At 67.1% G+C, this 15,820-nt stretch carries 15 protein-coding genes; 9 read left to right on the top strand and 6 right to left on the bottom strand.

What is annotated here, in order from left to right:
- Positions 1-62: 62 nt before the first annotated feature.
- Positions 63-734, bottom strand: a complete 672-nt coding sequence (locus QNO00_RS13550) for a FadR/GntR family transcriptional regulator (RefSeq protein WP_284024878.1) — start codon at positions 732-734, stop codon at positions 63-65.
- 64 nt (positions 735-798) lie between these two features.
- Positions 799-1,191 (bottom strand): VOC family protein, encoded by a 393-nt coding sequence (locus QNO00_RS13555; protein ID WP_284024879.1) that lies wholly within the window; start codon positions 1,189-1,191, stop codon positions 799-801.
- A gap of 156 nt (positions 1,192-1,347) precedes the next feature.
- On the opposite strand from QNO00_RS13555, the gene QNO00_RS13560 reads away from it, so the two are divergent.
- The 3 genes from QNO00_RS13560 to QNO00_RS13570 all read left to right on the top strand — a co-directional run bounded on the left by QNO00_RS13560 (position 1,348) and on the right by QNO00_RS13570 (position 3,881).
- A complete protein-coding gene (locus QNO00_RS13560) occupies positions 1,348-2,229 on the top strand; it encodes an aldo/keto reductase (RefSeq protein WP_229964510.1) in 882 nt (293 codons plus the stop codon).
- An 83-nt stretch (positions 2,230-2,312) separates the two neighbouring features.
- The gene (locus QNO00_RS13565) at positions 2,313-3,014 is read left to right on the top strand and encodes a type 1 glutamine amidotransferase domain-containing protein (RefSeq protein WP_284024880.1); all 702 of its coding nucleotides are present in this window, start codon (positions 2,313-2,315) and stop codon (positions 3,012-3,014) included.
- A 9-nt stretch (positions 3,015-3,023) separates the two neighbouring features.
- Positions 3,024-3,881 (top strand): SDR family oxidoreductase, encoded by an 858-nt coding sequence (locus QNO00_RS13570; protein WP_284024881.1) that lies wholly within the window; start codon positions 3,024-3,026, stop codon positions 3,879-3,881.
- Positions 3,882-3,928: 47 nt separating this feature from the next.
- Here QNO00_RS13570 and QNO00_RS13575 read toward each other — a convergent pair whose 3' ends face one another.
- Both QNO00_RS13575 and QNO00_RS13580 read right to left on the bottom strand, forming a co-directional pair.
- Positions 3,929-4,726, bottom strand: a complete 798-nt coding sequence (locus QNO00_RS13575; protein WP_229964507.1) for a glycerophosphodiester phosphodiesterase — start codon at positions 4,724-4,726, stop codon at positions 3,929-3,931.
- 179 nt (positions 4,727-4,905) lie between these two features.
- Positions 4,906-5,361 carry a DUF3817 domain-containing protein gene (locus tag QNO00_RS13580; RefSeq protein ID WP_229964506.1) on the bottom strand — a complete coding sequence of 152 codons (456 nt, stop codon included), beginning with the start codon at positions 5,359-5,361 and terminating at the stop codon, positions 4,906-4,908.
- Between the two features lie 786 nt (positions 5,362-6,147).
- Between QNO00_RS13580 and QNO00_RS13585 the strand changes: the two genes are divergently transcribed.
- On the top strand, positions 6,148-6,510 hold the full coding sequence (locus tag QNO00_RS13585; protein ID WP_284024882.1) for a hypothetical protein: 363 nt from the start codon (positions 6,148-6,150) through the stop codon (positions 6,508-6,510).
- 10 nt (positions 6,511-6,520) lie between these two features.
- Here QNO00_RS13585 and QNO00_RS13590 read toward each other — a convergent pair whose 3' ends face one another.
- Positions 6,521-7,429, bottom strand: a complete 909-nt coding sequence (locus tag QNO00_RS13590) for a DUF5996 family protein (RefSeq protein ID WP_284024883.1) — start codon at positions 7,427-7,429, stop codon at positions 6,521-6,523.
- A gap of 291 nt (positions 7,430-7,720) precedes the next feature.
- On the opposite strand from QNO00_RS13590, the gene QNO00_RS13595 reads away from it, so the two are divergent.
- Positions 7,721-9,001 (top strand): multidrug effflux MFS transporter, encoded by a 1,281-nt coding sequence (locus tag QNO00_RS13595; RefSeq protein ID WP_284024884.1) that lies wholly within the window; start codon positions 7,721-7,723, stop codon positions 8,999-9,001.
- A gap of 99 nt (positions 9,002-9,100) precedes the next feature.
- Here QNO00_RS13595 and QNO00_RS13600 read toward each other — a convergent pair whose 3' ends face one another.
- Positions 9,101-10,147: a LacI family DNA-binding transcriptional regulator gene (locus QNO00_RS13600; RefSeq protein WP_284024885.1), complete on the bottom strand. Its 1,047-nt coding sequence runs from the start codon at positions 10,145-10,147 to the stop codon at positions 9,101-9,103.
- A 151-nt stretch (positions 10,148-10,298) separates the two neighbouring features.
- Between QNO00_RS13600 and QNO00_RS13605 the strand changes: the two genes are divergently transcribed.
- From QNO00_RS13605 to QNO00_RS13620, 4 genes are read left to right on the top strand one after another with little or no spacing between them, the layout of a single operon-like run.
- Positions 10,299-11,606, top strand: a complete 1,308-nt coding sequence (locus QNO00_RS13605) for an ABC transporter substrate-binding protein (protein WP_229964498.1) — start codon at positions 10,299-10,301, stop codon at positions 11,604-11,606.
- Positions 11,607-11,615: 9 nt separating this feature from the next.
- A complete protein-coding gene (locus tag QNO00_RS13610) occupies positions 11,616-12,563 on the top strand; it encodes a carbohydrate ABC transporter permease (protein WP_229964497.1) in 948 nt (315 codons plus the stop codon).
- Positions 12,564-13,382 (top strand): carbohydrate ABC transporter permease, encoded by an 819-nt coding sequence (locus tag QNO00_RS13615; protein ID WP_229964496.1) that lies wholly within the window; start codon positions 12,564-12,566, stop codon positions 13,380-13,382. It abuts the gene before it with no gap.
- A complete protein-coding gene (locus QNO00_RS13620) occupies positions 13,382-15,817 on the top strand; it encodes a beta-xylosidase/alpha-l-arabinosidase (protein WP_284024886.1) in 2,436 nt (811 codons plus the stop codon). Before QNO00_RS13615 ends, QNO00_RS13620 begins: the two co-directional genes overlap by 1 nt.
- Positions 15,818-15,820: the final 3 nt, after the last annotated feature.

Here is a 15,820-nt window from a genome sequence, read left to right on the forward strand (position 1 = left end):
GGTGCGCGTGCGCGCACCGGACCTTCCCGTTTGAGCAGCCCGACTTACGCGGCTGGCGTCTGTCAGCCGAGCGCCTCCTTGACCCACTGTTCCACGCCGCTCACGTGCAGCATGGTGGCGGCGCGCGCCAATTCTGCGTCCCCCGACCGCAGGGCCGCGACGATGCTCCTGTGCTCCGCCAGAGTGCGTTCCACCGCGCCCTGCTCTGTGAGGCCGCGCCAGATCCGTGCCCGGACCGTTCGACTGTTCAGGCCTGAAAGCAGCCCGCAGAGGTAGCCGTTGCCCGCGGCGTCGGCAATGCTCTCGTGGAACCGCAGGTCATGCTCGATGAGGTCATCCACGGATCCCGCGTCCACGCCTGCGATGTCCGCCTCCAATCGGGCCAGCTCCGCTTGGGTGATCCGTCTGGCCGCCATGCCTGCGGCCGAGGATTCCAGGATGCGCCGGACTTCGAAGAGCTCCACCAACGAGGTGTCCGAATGCAGGTCCACCATGAACGCGGTGGATTCCTGCAGCAGCCGAGGCTCAAGGCTGGTGACGTACGTGCCGTCGCCCCGCCGGACGTCCAATACCCGGACGGCTTCCAACGCCTTGACCGCTTCCCGCAGCGAATTGCGGGACAGACCCAATTGCTCGCTGAGTTCCTTCTCGGGCGGCAGCCGGTCCCCCGGGGACAGCTCTCCGCCGATGATCATGTCCTTGATCTTGGTTATCGCGTCATCCGTAAGGGCCATCCCTCGATCCTAGTCGGGGGCGGGTGGGCTGCCTCCCTGCCCGTAACACTGCAAAGAGTCCCCGTCAGGAGGAGTCCGACGGCAGCGTCGGGGCGATTTCCGGAAGCTCCTGCAGCGACCATTGGTTGCCGTCCGGATCGCTGAAGTAGACGAACGTGCCCCAGTCCAGCGGCGCAATGTCGCTGGCCTCAATGCCGTGGTCCACCAGGTGCTGCCGCGCCTCGGCGGCGTTGGGCACCACGATCTGGATCCGCTGGGTTCCGGGCACCATGTCCGTTGTGCCCGGACCGATCACCACCGAACACGCAGATCCCGGCGGCGTCAGCTGCACAAACCGCAGTTCTGGACTAATGCGTTCGTCGTAGTCAGCGTTGAATCCCACTTGGTCCACGTAGAACGCCTTGGAGGCATCCACGTTGGAGACCGGCACGGGTACCAGCTCAATTTTCCAGTCCATGGCATCCACGGTAGAACCGCTGACGACGGCGGGGAACGGTGCCGCGGTCAGATACGGTCCGCGACCGCTCCGGAAACCTCCGCGAGGAGGGAGGGAGGGAAACGAAACCTCAGTGTGCTGAGGAATAAGCCCGCGGCAGCCCGTGTTGCCGCCTATATGACAGAGCAGAGCGTAACCCCCGTCCCCCTGACCATTGATCTCAAGGACCTGGGCACGGTCCGCCGTCTTGGCTTCGGCGCCATGCGCATCGTGGGCCCCGGCATCTGGGGCGAGCCCGAAAGCCGCGGCACCGCCGTCGACGTCGTCCGCCGGGCCGTGGAGCTGGGTGTTGACTTCATCGACACCGCCGATTCCTACGGCCCCAACGTCAGCGAGGAGATCATCGCCGAGGCGCTGTATCCGTATCCCGACGGCGTGCGCATCGCCACCAAGGCCGGCTTTGCCCGCACCGGACCTGACGTCTGGGTGCCCCTGGGCCGCCCGGAGTACCTGCGCCAGCAGGTCGAACTGAGCCTGCGCAAGCTCAAGGTGGATTCCCTGGATCTGTTCCAGCTGCACCGCATCGACCCCGAGGTTCCGGCCGAAGAGCAGTTCGCCGTGATGCGCGACCTGCAGCAGGAAGGCAAGATCAAGGCCCTGGGCCTGTCCCAGGTTTCGGTGGAGCAGCTCAAGGCCGCCGACAAGTACTTCACCGTCTCCACCGTGCAGAACCGCTACAACCTCACCGACCGCTCCTCCGAGGACGTGCTGGAATACGCCGAGGCCAACGGCATCGGCTTCATTCCGTGGGCTCCGATCTCCGCCGGCGAACTGGCCCAGCCGGGCGGCCCCGTGGCCGAAGCCGCGCAGCGCCTGAACGCCACCGATTCCCAGGTGGCCCTGGCCTGGCTGCTGCGCCGCTCCCCCGTGATCATGCCGATCCCGGGCACCGGCTCCATCAAGCACCTCGAGGAAAACCTCGCCGCCGCAGACCTGGTGCTCGACGACGCCACGTACGCCGAGCTCGACGCCGCCAGCAAGAGCGCTTCCGGCAAGTAAGCACCCGCCGCGGCAGCGCACCACCCGCCCGGCACAGGCACCACCTTTCCCCCACCTTTCCCCCACAGAAGGAGAACTTTCTCATGGCTAACATCCTCATGGTCGTTTCAGCAGCCGATTCCCTCACGATGAAGGACGGCAGCGAGCATCCCACCGGCTACTGGGCCGAGGAACTCGTGGAATCCCACCGCGTCCTGCGCGAAGCCGGCCACACCGTCCGCATCGCCACCCCGAACGGCGTCAAGCCCACCGTTGACCAGGTCAGCCTGGACCCGGCCTCCGCCGGCGGCGAGGAAAAGGCCGTGGCCTTCACCAACTACCTCTCCTTCATCGACGCCGAGCTCTCCGCTCCGCTGACCCTGGCTGACGCGGATCCGGCGGAGTACGACGCCGTGATCATGCCGGGCGGGCACGGCCCCATGTCGGACCTGGCCTTCGACAAGGACCTGGGCCGGATTCTGATTGCAGCCGACACCGACGGAAAGATCATCGCTCCGTTCTGTCACGGCCCGGCAGGCTTGCTGAGCGCCGAGACGGAGAACGGCGACTTCGTTTTTGCCGGCCGCAAGATGACCGTCTTCACCGATGAGGAAGAACTCAATGGCGGCACCGGGGAGAACACCCCATGGTTCGTCGAGGAAGTGCTGCGCAACAAGGGCGCCGAAGTGGAAACCGGCCCCGCCTGGTCCAGCTTCGTGGTCCGCGACCGGAACCTGATTTCCGGCCAGAACCCGCAGTCCAGCGAAGACGTGGCCAAGGCCGTCCTCGCCGCACTGGCCGAGTAGAAGCCCACTGTGACCGTCCTGATTGCCGGCTGCGGCGATCTGGGCACGGAAGCCGGCCTGCGGTTCGCCGCGGCCGGCTTTTCCGTGCTCGGCTGGCGCCGTTCCCCGGAGAAAATCCCCGCTCCGCTCACCGGCCAGGCCGCCGACCTGACCCGCGGCGAGCTGCCGCGCATTCCTGCCGATACCGGCGTCGTCGTCATCGCCGTGGCCGCCGGCAGCCGCAGTGAAGCGGCCTACCGTGCAGCGTATGTGGACGGCACGGCAAACGTCCTGGATGCGCTGGAGCGCGACGGCGTGCGGCCGCGGCGGATCCTGTTCGTCTCCTCCACCGCGGTGTACGGCGACGCCGACGGCGGTGTGGTGGACGAGGAAACGCCGGCCGCACCGGCGACGGTGACCGGTGCCGTGATCCTCGAGGCCGAGGAGCTGCTGCACGCGCGCCGGCCGGACGCCGTCGTGCTCCGGCTGTCAGGCATTTACGGGCCGGGCCGCACCCGGCTGATCGATGCGGTCACCGGGGGCACCGCCGTCGTGCCCAACCGGCCGCAGCCGACCAACCGGATCCACCGGGACGACGCCGCGGCGGCCATCGTGCACCTGACCACTGCGGTACCGGATCCCGCGCCGCTGTATGTGGGCGTCGACGACGAGCCGGTGGACCTGGCCGAGGTGCTGCGGTTCCTCGCGGCCGAACTGGCCGCCGAGCTGCCGGACGCGCCGGCGGACTCCAGCACTGAATCCAGCCGCGGCGGAAACCGGAAACTGTCCAACGCCCGGCTGCGCGGCACCGGTTTCGAGTTCGCCTATCCGACGTTCCGGGAAGGGTACCGGGCGGTGCTGGCCGGCGACGGCGTCCGGCACCCCTAGTCTGCCCTAGCCGGCGGCGGACCTAGCCGGCGGCGCTAGTCGGGGCGCTAGCCGGCGACGGAACCCGCGCCGTCCAGCAGCTCCACGAGGGTGCCGGGGAAATCAGTGATGATTGCCTCCACGCCCAGGTTCATGACCCGGGTCATCTCCGGAACGGTATTGACCGTGTAGACCCACAGGCCCAGGCCCGCCGCCCGGATGGCGGCGGCGCCGGACTGGGTCAGGAAGCGGTGCTCGGCCACCACTCCCCGCACACCGCGGCCGGCGAGCTGGGCCAGCAACCGTGCCGACGGAACCCGCCCCGCCAACTGCCACACCGGCAGACCGGGAGCGGCCGCGGCGAAGGTGCGGACAGCTGCCCGGTCAAAGGAGCTGACGGTGACCGGGTGGTGTTCCAGCAGGCGCACCCAGTCCGGTCCGGTCAGCGCGGCGGCGAGGGCGGTCTCCACGCCGGGTGAGTCCTGCGGAGCCTTGATCTCCAGGTTGATGCCCATGCCGAAGCCAACCGTGGCCGGCAGCTCGGAGAGGAACAGGATCGGCTCCCCGGTGAACTGTTCACCGAACCAGGACCCGGCGTCCAGCCGCCGCAGTTCCGCAGCGGTGAAGGAAACGATCGGAGCATCGGCACGCTCCGGAAAGACCTCCGCCACATTGGTGGTGCGGCGGCCGGTGCCGTCGTGAAAGAGGAACAGCTCGCCGTCAGCGGTGAGGCGCACATCGGTTTCCACCATGGCCGCGCCCGCCGCCCGGGCCTGCGCGAAGGCCACGGCGGTGTTCTCCGGCGCCAGCCCGCTGTTGCCGCGGTGACCCACCACCAGCGGGGCGCCTCGGTTTCCGATTGTCATGCCCTAACCCTCCAACGGTGCCACTGCGAATAATCCTCGTTCCACTGTAGTTGGGCAGGCCCCCAGACGCTCCGGGACGGGCTCGGCGGAACACCCCGGGACCCCCAAACTCCCCCGAAATGGCAGAAGGTGCACTTCCCAGCGCTGGGACGCGCACCTTCTGCCATTTCGCGGACGGATCAGCTCAGCGAAACGGGCGGGCCCAGGCGGAGCAGCACGCCGAAGACGACGGCGATGCCGGCCAGCACCACCACCGCCGAGGCGGCCGGACGGCGGAGCACCACGGCCTGGACTTTCTCGGGGAAGCTCACCGGGGTTTCGCCGCCGGGGGCCAGCCGCCACCCGCCGGCCAGCCGTCCCCGGCGGTCCATGGTCCGTTCGAAGGGAATGGTCGTATACGGGATGACAGCAGTGGCCAGGCCCAGGCCGATGGTGCCCAGCGACCACTTCTGGTTGATGCCAACGAAGACGGTGCTCGCGGCGTAGGACAGGAACACGAAGCCGTGCAGGCCGCCGGCAATCGGGGTGAAGGCCTCGTTGCCCAGGACGTACTTGGCGAACATGCCGGCCAGAAGCAGGGTCCAGGTGACGGCCTCGGCGAAGGCCAGGGTGCGGAACAAAGTGCGGGGGGTCATCGGGCTCTCTCGTCGCGGTGCTTGGGTGCTGCTGCCGGGGCGACCGGCGGTTGCCAACGGATTCGTTCGTATCGTATCGCGGCGGCTCCTGCCCTCCCCCACGGAAACCGGTCCGTGCGAGCAAGATCAACCGTTTGATGGATCGCGGTGGAACGATGAGCTCGTTGGCCCGCAGCCTTTCCTGGCGGACCTTCGGCAGCGCCTCCATGTGAGCCTGCCCGCCGGAGGATGACTTATGCCCGGGGAATCATTCCGTGCAGACCCTCCACCAGCACTCATCCGTGGTTTCTCCTGCTCCGTCCGTAGGGCAGATTCCGTAGTACAGATAATGGGGCCAGCGAATATCCGTAGTACAGATAATGGGGTCTCGCCGGCGAAATGAGCCCGTTAGCTGTACTACGAATGCTGCTCGGGCCCTCTTAGGACCCTTATCTGTACTTTGGATGTCTGTACTTTGGATCCCCCGCCGTCTGGACCCCCACCGAAGGGCCTGCCCGCCGGTTGACACCGGTTTGACCCCGACCCGAGCACTGGTTCCCACTGTTTGATCACTTCTGTGGCTCCTGAGGTCACACCAGCCACACCTGCCACATACGGTGGGAACCGGTGCGCGGCCAGGCGTCCGGCGTCGGACATAGTCGCAAGAGTGGCGAAGACACGCAGTCGGAATCTGCGGATGGCGGGCATCCGCCCGGTTCAGCGCGTAGGCTCAACCCCGCTGTGGCACCCGGCGTTGCCGAGGTGCGGCAGGCCGCTTAGCCGTCCGTTCCAGCTCTGGGGGAATCCGTGGTCACTTTCATCAAGTCACTGCCGCAGCCGCTGAAGGCGTTGTACATCCTGACGTTCGCCGTGTTTGCTGTTGGATTCATTGTGACGCTCATCGGCATAACCACCGGAAAAAGCGCCGGCAGTCCGCCGGTCTGGTTTCCCGTTATGGGCGCCTTGGTGGTGCTGATTGGCATCTGCTTGGCCACCGATCTCAATCAGTCGGCCAAAGCCACATCCGAAGCTGCCAAAGGCTACCGGCCGATGGGTGTCAAGGCTTCCCCTTCGTTCTCCCCAACCCCTGGCTTCATGCGCCTCATCGGCGCTTTCTTCATCGTGTTCGGGTGCCTTTTCGTCTTTGTTTCCCTCACCTTTTTGTCATAAGTCGGCCCCGCTACTTGGGATAGGTCAGCGGCTCGGTGATCCAGTCCAGGTCCTTCCACCGGTCCAGCCGCTGCTGAATACCAAAGCTGGACCGGCAGAAGTCGAGCACCGCCTGCTGCGGATCCGGCGCCGCGAAGGCATCCTCCAAGCTGAAAAGGAACTCGTTCTCGGAGGCCAGGAACTGTGCCCGCTCCGGCATCAGCAGCGTCCCGTAGCTGCCAATGCTCGCCAGGAACGGATACGGCAGAACATAAAACGACGGTTCCGGGGTTTTGGTGTCGCCGGGCCAGAATCCGACCTCGCAGAACCGCTCGTCGTAGCAGTTCCTGCCGATCGTGTCCGAACCCGAATACGGCGCCGGCTGGCCGCTGAACACATTGCCGGCCAGGTCCATGGTGCCGAACCAGAACGCCGGCATGTCGATTTTCCCTCGCATCGGGGAAAGGAACCCGGCCAGGGCACGGTGGGCAAAGTGCAGGTTCGCGAGGAAGAGTTCCACCGCCTCCTGATCGTAGGCGTGGTGCTGGTAGTCCTCGTCGAAGGGGATGGGATCGTAGAACTCCTGCGGCGTGGTGTTGATCGGCGTCGGCGTGCCGATGTCGTCCAGCGCTCCCATTAATTGCTGATGGAACGCCGCGACGCTCAGCCCGTCACCCAAGGGAATCCGGGCCCGCGTCCCCAAGCTGTTTTGCACGTTCACATGATGCTGGGCGAGATTGAAGAAGATTTCGAAATTGCGGTCCTCGACCGGGATGATGCCGGTGCCGATGCCCTGAATCGTCAGGTCCAACCGCACATGCGACCAGCCGGGCCGCTTGTAGCTGCGCTCCAGCTTCACCTTGCCGGCCATCTGCAGAAACATGTGCAGGGTGTCGGCGGTGTCCTGCCATTCCGGATAGTTCAGGAATCTCTTGTCCATGGAGTTCACCTCTCGAAAGGCGGCGCGGCAGGATAATTCCAGTGTGTGGCGTGCTTCGGGCCCGGTCAACGATGTCGGCGGGTCCGGCTGCACCGAACTTCCAACCTCCGGATCCGCAGCAGAAACGCGTCACGGGGACCGCCGCAGGCCGGTCCCGGCCCCGGAGCGGAGTGGCACACGCCACTGCCCGGAACCCTTGTTCCCGCCTGCGGTCCGGCCCTAGGCTGAACGGGGCCCGTTTGGGCCTCCCTCCCCCTTTTCCTTCCTTTTCACCACCGCAAGGAGCGCCGCTTGAGCAACCCCGCCAGGGCACAGGGCACCCGACCCTCTTACCATCCAGGGATCAAGTACATCCTGATGCTCGGCGCCCTGGCGGCGCTGCCTGCGGTCACCACCGACATGTATCTGCCGTCGCTGCCCACCGTGGCGGCGGATCTGCAGACCAGCCAGGCCGCGGCCCAGTTCACCATGTCCGGCACACTGATCGGCGCCGCCGTCGGGCAGCTGGTCATCGGGCCCTTCTCGGACCGGTTTGGGCGGCGGCTGCCGCTGCTGATCGGCATCAGCCTGCACGTCATCGTGTCGCTGCTGTGCGCCGTCGCTCCCGGCATCGGTTCACTGATCGCGCTGCGGATCCTGCAGGGATTCTTCAACGCCGCCGCCGGCGTGGTGGCAATTGCCGTGATCCGGGACCGCTTTGTCGGCTCCGACGCCGCGCGGCTGCTGTCCCGGCTGATGCTGATCATCGGACTGGCACCGCTGCTGGCTCCCACCCTCGGGCAGGCCGTGGCCGGCATTTGGCAGTGGCGGGCGGTCTTTGTGGCGCTGGCCCTGATCGGGCTCATCCTGGTGCTGATCGTCTGGCGCTTCATGCCCGAAACGCTGCCGGCCGAACGGCGCCGGGGCAGCGGCGGGCCCAGCGCCTTCACCGGGTACCGGGTGCTGCTGCGGGACCGGCATTTCCTCGCCCTGGCCTTCATTCCCGGCCTCGGGATGGCAGTCATCATGAGCTATGTGGTGGGTTCACCGTTCGTGTTCCAGGATGAGTACGGCCTCACCGCCGGGCAGTACGCGCTGGTGTTTGCGATCAACGGCGCCGGGATGGTCATCTCCGCCCAGGCCAACGCCGCCCTGGTCCACCGCGCGTCGCCGATGAGCATCCTGCGCATCGCCGTGCCCATCCTGCTGGGGCTGTCCCTGCTGCTGCCGGTCATCATCGCCACCGGCTTCGGCGGGGTCTTCGGCCTGGCCGGGGGCCTGTGGCTGGTGCTGGGCATGCACGGACTGATCGCGGCGAACGCCACGGTCATGGCGCTGGGCAACTACGGGCACATGGCCGGTTCCGCCGCGGCCCTGATCGGTGCGCTGCAGGTGGGAGTTGCCGGCGTCGTCAGCCCGCTGGTGGGTGTCTTCGGCGGCCGGGCCCTGGCAATGTCAGCAGTGATCATCGGCTGCTGCGCGCTGATGACGCTGATCCTCGCCGCGGCGACTCCCGCCTACCGGCGCGGCGGCATGGCGGCGCTGGAGGGCGGCCGGGCTGCCGCCGAGGCGGAAGCCACCAAGCCGGCCTGAGCGGAAGCGGCCGGCCGCTGAACGATGGCGGCCGGTGTTGCCGTGGTGCCGGTGTCGCCGTCGTGCCGTTTCGCGGCGCCCCGGCGTCGATGCGCCGGCCTATCCCGCCGCGGCCAGCGGACGCACGGCTTCCGGCGCCGGCCCCGTGCTCTGCCGCACCACCAGGCTCGTCGCCAGATCCAGGCGGAGATTGTTCGGCACCTCCCCCTCCCGGAGCATCAGCACCATGCGCGCGGCTTCCTCGGCCATCTCGATCAGCGGCTGATGCACCGTGGTCAGCGCCGGGCTGGACCAGCGGGCCACCTGCAGATCGTCGTATCCCACGATCGAGAGCTCGCCGGGCACGGAGATGCCGAGCTGGCGGGCCGCATCCAGCACGCCCAGCGCCTGAATGTCGCTGCCGGCGAAGATGGCCGTGGGCCGGTTGGGTCGGCGCAGCAGTTCCAGCGCATGGTCGCGGCCGCCGTCAACATGGAAGTTCCCGTAGCGGATCAGCTGCCGGTCAAAGGGCAGCCCTGCCGCGTTCAGCGCCGTCCGGTAACCGTCAATCCGGGCCAGTGAACACATCACGTCCTCCGGCCCGGTAATGGCCGCGATCCGCGTGTGCCCCAGGTCGATCAGGTGCCGGGTCGCCATCATCCCACCGGCCCAGTTGGCGGATCCCACCGACGGCACATCCGGCGCCGGATCCCCGGCCGGGTCGATGATCGCGAAGGGAATCGAGCGCGCTTCCAGCCGCCGCCGGCAATCCTGGGCCAGGTCAGCAAACACCAGTACGACGCCGGCGGGCTGGCGGGCAATGACGCCCTCCACCCACTCGGGGCCGGGAGCATGCCGTGTTCCGCTTTCCGTCAGCACCACGCTGAGCCCGTTTTCGCGGGCCACGTTTTCCACGCCCCGGATGATCTCCAGCGCCCAGGCGCTCTCGAGTTCGTGAAAGACCAGCTCCAACAGGCGGGATTTCGGTGTCCGGGAGCCGCGCCGACGATAGCCGTGTTCATCCAGCAGTCCCTCAACTTTCGTGCGGGTTTCCCGGGAAACGTCGCTCCTGCCGTTCAGAACTTTCGAAATCGTGGAGAGCGAAACACCGGCCTCGGAGGCCAGTTCCGCCAGGGTTACGCGGGCGGAGGGTGTCGATGCGGACATGCCGTTCTCCTGAGTGCTCGGTAGGAATCGGAGAAGTTCTGCCAAAAAAGTGTTGCAGATCATAAACTTCCCCACCTAAGCTATCGGCATCCGCTAACTTTCGGCAACTGTTACGAAACTTTCGGAACAGCCGTTCACGAGGAGCAGTTCAATGAAGAACACCACCAGCTGGTTCCGCCCAGCCGCCGCTGCCACCAGCGCGCTGGTTCTGGGCCTTTCCCTCGCAGCCTGTTCGGGCGGCGACACCGGGGCGTCCTCCGACCGCCCCGAAAATGAGGTGCATGTCCTGGTGTACGGCGACGCCGGCAACACCGTTGAGCAGGCCATGGTCGACAAGTTCAATGAAACGTCCGACGTCAAGGTTGTCCTGGACACCATTCCCGGAGCCGAATACCAGCAAAAGCTGCAGACCGTCATCGACACCGATTCCGCGCCGGACGTGTTCTTCAACTGGGGCGGCGGGTCCATCACCGACTTCGTGGACGCAGGCCTGCTGATGCCGCTGAACGATTTCATGGAGGAGGATCCGCAGCTCCGGGAAGGGTTCCTTCCCACCGTGCTGGAGGCGGCAACGGTCGAGGATGAGGTCTACGGCATCCCGATGCGCGGCACCCAGCCGGTGATGCTCTTTTCCAACGAGGAAGTGCTGGCATCCGCCGGCATCACCGAACCTCCTGCCACCTGGGATGACCTGATGGCGGCCGTGGAGCAGCTCAAGGCCGCGGGAGTCACCCCGATCGCCCTGGGCGGCGCTGACGAATGGCCCACCCAGATGTGGTTCTCCTACGTTTATGACCGCGTCGCCGGACCCGAGCTCTTCGAAGCCGCCCTGAACGGAGACACCAGCGTCTGGGAGTCCGAGGAAAGCCGCGAGGCCCTGGGCATGCTCAGGGAGCTGGTGGACAGCGGAGCCTTCGGAAGCAACTACCAGTCAGTGAAATTCACCGACGGCGGTTCGGCCTCCCTGCTGTCCAGCGGACAGGCCGGCTTCGAGCTGATGGGCTCCTGGGCCTATTCAACCCACCGCGACGCGGCACCGGAGTTCGCCGCCAACTCCCTGGGTTACAGCGAGTTCCCGGAGATCGAGGGCGGCAAGGGCGATCCGGCCAACGTGGTCGGCAACACCAACAACTACTACTCGGTGCTGGCCGACACCCGCTATCCGGACACCGTGCGCGATTTCCTCAAGCTGATGTACTCGGATGAATTCGTGCAGGAACAGGTGGCCATCGGCAACCTGCCCACCACCACCAACACCGAGCAGTTCTTGGACGAGGCCACCAACCCGGACTACGCCCGTTTCCAGTACGAGGTGGTGCAGAACGCACCGAACTTCCAGCTCTCCTGGGACCAGGAGTACACGCCGTCGGCCACGCCGACCATCCACGGCGCCGTTGCCGATTTCTTCAGCGGGCGCATTGACGAAGACGGCTTCATCGCCGCCATGCAGGGGCTCTAGGACCTTCTCATGACTACTCTCAATCCACCCCGGTCCGCTCCGCCGAAGGACTCAGCATCGACCCGTCCGGCCCGGGGTGGACGGGACCGCAAGACCCGTCCGGGCTTCCTCTGGACCCTGCCCGCCACGCTCTTCTTCGCACTGTTCGCCGTGGTGCCGCTGATCGCCGTCGTCCTGCTGTCCTTCAGCTCCTGGCGCGGCCTCGGCGAACCCAAGTTCGTGGGTTTGGAGAACTGGCAGGAGCTGGCCGGCGATTCGGTGATGCTCCAAAGCCTGTGGCTGAGCCTGCTGTTCATTGTGCTCGGCGTCCTGACCCAGACCCCCGTCAGCATCCTGCTGGGGGTCTGGGCCGCGGGGAAACAGCGCAACCGGGCCGTGCTCAGCGCCATCTACTTTGTGCCGCTGCTGCTGTCCTCGGCCGCGATTTCCGTCCTCTGGCGGTCGCTGCTGGATCCGAACTTCGGCATCCCCGCCCAGCTGCGCTGGCTGTTCGGTGACGGAAACCTGTTCGGCCACCAGGCGAGCGCCATCGGAGTGATCATCTTTGTGGGCATGTGGCAGTTCACCCCGTTCCACACCCTGATCTACCAGGGTGCGGCCAAATCCGTGCCGCCGGTGCTGTACCAGGCCGCCGAAGTGGACGGCGCCGGCCGGATCCGTGCCTTTTTCAGCATCACCCTGCCGCAGATGCGCAACAGCATCATCACCTCGGTGATTCTGATGGTGGTGGGCGGGCTGACCACCTTCGAAACAGTGCTCATCCTGACCAACGGCGGACCCGGCACGGAAACCACCATCACGGCCTTTTACATGTACGAACAGGCCTTCCGCCGCTTCGACTTCGGCGTCGGCGCCGCCGTGGCCCTGGTCCTGGTGGTGGTGGCCACCGCCATCTCCCTGATCATGGTCAAGGTCTCCGGCTACGACAAAATGCGCAGCACCATGGAAGGACTCTGAATGCGTACCCGCCCCAACTACATTGCCGGTGCCGCCGCCGCGCTCTGGCTGGTGATCGTGGCGCTGCCGCTGTACGTGATGATCGCCGCCAGTGTGCAGAGCCGCGCGGATTTCAGTGCCAACGGCCCGCTCTCGCTGCCCACGAACCTGACCTTCGAGAACTATCTGGAGGTGTTCCGGAGCGGCTTCGGCGGCTATTTCCTGAATACCTTCATCGTCACCGGCGGCGTGGTTGCGATTGTGCTGCTGGTGGTGCCGCCGCTGGCCTACGCCATTGTGCGCAGCCAGGGCCGCGCCACCACGCTGGTGTTCCGCTTTTTCCTGCTCGGGCTGGCCATCCCGGTCCAGGCCGTGATCGTGCCGATGTTCTATCTGATCAACACCGCGGGACTGTATGACACCCTGCTGGGCATCATCCTGCCCACTGCGGCGTTTGCCCTGCCCATCTGCACCCTCATCCTGACCGGCACCATGCGCGACATCACCCCGGAACTCTACGAGGCGATGTCCGTGGACGGCGCCAGCCCCACCCGGACCTTCCTGCGGCTGGTGCTGCCCCTGTCCAAGGGCGGACTCTCCACCATTGCGGTGTTCTCCGCCCTGCAGGGCTGGAACGGATTCCTGCTGCCGCTGATCCTGACCCAGTCCGAATCCTCCCGGGTGGTCACCCTCGGGCTGTTCAATTTCCAAACCCAGTACGGCGTGAACGTACCGGGGATCCTGGCCGCCGTGACCGTCTCCATGATTCCCGTCCTGCTCGTGTACCTCTTTGCGCGCCGCGCACTTGTCCAAGGCCTCATGGGGGTCGGAGGAAAATAATGACCGATGCAACTATTGAACGCGCCCGCTGGCGCGATTCCTCCCTGTCCGCCGCCGAGCGCGTTGAAGCCCTGATCGGGGAAATGACCCTGCGGGAAAAAACCGCCCAGCTGTTCGGGGTCTGGGTGGGCGTCTCCAGCGAGGGCGGCGAAGTGGCCCCGCACCAGCATGACCAGAACACCGCCGTGGACCTGGAGGCGCTGCTGCCGCACGGGCTGGGCCAGCTGACCCGGCCCTTCGGCACCAAACCGGTGGATGCCGCCGTCGGCGCCCTGTCCCTGATGCGCACGCAGCAGCGCATCGTTGCAGCAAACCGGTTCGGCATCCCGGCCGTGGCTCATGAGGAATGCCTGGCGGGGTTCGCCGCCTGGGGCGCCACCGCCTATCCGGTGCCGCTGTCCTGGGGCGCCACCTTCAACCCCGAGCTGATCCGCCGGATGGCCGCCGCGATCGGCGCCGACATGCGTTCGGTGGGCATTCACCAGGGCCTGGCCCCGGTTCTTGACGTGGTGCGCGACGCGCGGTGGGGCCGGGTGGAGGAAACCATCGGCGAGGATCCGTACCTGATCGGCACCATTGCCACCGCCTACATCCAGGGCCTGGAGGGCGCGGGCATCGTGGCCACCCTGAAGCACTTTGCCGGCTATTCCGCCTCCCGCGCCGGCCGGAACCTCGCGCCGGTGTCCATTGGTCCGCGGGAGTTCGCCGACGTCGTGCTCGCTCCCTTCGAGATGGCGGTGCGGGACTCCGGGGTCCGCTCCGTCATGCATGCCTACACCGACGCCGACGGCATCCCGTCCGCCGCGGACGCCGACCTGCTGACCAAGCTGCTGCGCGACACCTGGGGCTTTACCGGCACCGTGGTGGCTGACTACTTCGGGATCGCCTTCCTCAAGGATCTGCACCGCGTCGCCGGGACCCTGGGCGAGGCCGCCTCCGCTGCCCTCACCGCCGGCGTGGACGTGGAACTTCCCACCGTCAACGCGTTCGGCGACCACCTCATCGAGGAGGTGGAGTCCGGGCGGCTGGATTCCGCCGTCATCGACCGTGCGCTGCGCCGCGTGCTGGTTCAGAAAATCGAGCTCGGGCTGCTGGACGCGGACTGGACTCCGGTTCCGGGGGCACTGGCGGGTTCACTGGGAGCGGCCGACGGCGCGGGCAACAGTGCGGCCGACGGCGCGGGCAGCGTCCCCGGCACTGGCCCCGGCACCGCCGGCGCGCTGCGCGGCACCGTCTTCCTGGATCCGGACGCCAACCGCCGGCTGGCGGCGGAGGTGGCTGAACAAGCCATCATCCTGACTGCGAACAACGGCATCCTGCCGCTGCAGGCTCCGCAGCGGATCGCGCTGATCGGCCCCAATGCTGACAACCCGATGGCTTTCCTGGGCTGCTATTCCTTCCCCGCGCATGTGGGCAGCCAGCATCCGGACATCGACACCGGCATCGCCCTGCCCACGGTGGCCGAGTCCGTGCGGCGGGAATTCCCCGGCAGCATGGTGACCGTGGTGCCCGGCTGCAGCATTGACGGCCCGGACACCGACGGTTTCGGTGCGGCGCTGGCCGCAGCCGCGGAAGCCGACGTCGTCATTGCCGTCCTGGGCGACCGCGCCGGACTCTTCGGCCGCGGCACCAGCGGAGAGGGCTGCGACGTGGAGTCCCTGGTGCTTCCGGGCGTGCAGCAGCAGCTGCTGGATCAGCTCTTGGAGGCCGGAACCCCGGTGGTCCTGACCCTGCTGACCGGCCGTCCGTATGCCCTGGGCGGCGCGCCCGGCCGTGCCGCCGCCGTCGTGCAGGCGTTTTTCCCGGGCGAAGAGGGCGGGCCTGCGCTGGCCGGCGTGCTCAGCGGGCGGACCAACCCCAGCGGCCGGCTGCCGGTCAGCGTTCCGGCCTCCCCGGGCGCGCAGCCGGCAACCTATCTGACCGCGCCGCTGGGACAGGCGAGCGAGGTCTCCAACATCGACCCCACCCCCGCCTTCGCCTTTGGGCACGGCCTGAGCTACACCAGCTTTGAGTTCAGCGACCTGGTCCTGGACGGGCCGCAGCAGTTCCCGGTGGACGGGGAAACCCGAGTCAGCCTCACGGTCACCAATACCGGCGGGCGCGACAGCGCGGAGATCGTCCAGCTGTACCTGCACGATCCGGTGGCCTCGGTGGTCCGGCCGGTGCAGCGGCTGATCGGTTACGTCCGGGTGCCGCTGGCGGCCGGAGCCGCTGCCCGGGTTGGCTTCACGGTGCCGGCGGACCTCGCCGCCTTCACCGGACGCGGCGGCGCCCGGATCGTGGAGGCGGGTGTGCTGGAGCTGCAGTTCGGGGCATCGAGCGCTGATATCCGGCTTCGGCAGGAGGTGGAGCTGACCGGTGCTCAGCGGACGGTGGATTCCACCCGGCGGCTGCACTGCGGCATCGAAGTCTGTGAGGCCAGCCTCAACGGCTAGGAT

The sequence above is a fragment of the Arthrobacter sp. zg-Y1219 genome (genome assembly GCF_030125545.1).
GTDB lineage: Bacteria > Actinomycetota > Actinomycetes > Actinomycetales > Micrococcaceae > Arthrobacter_B.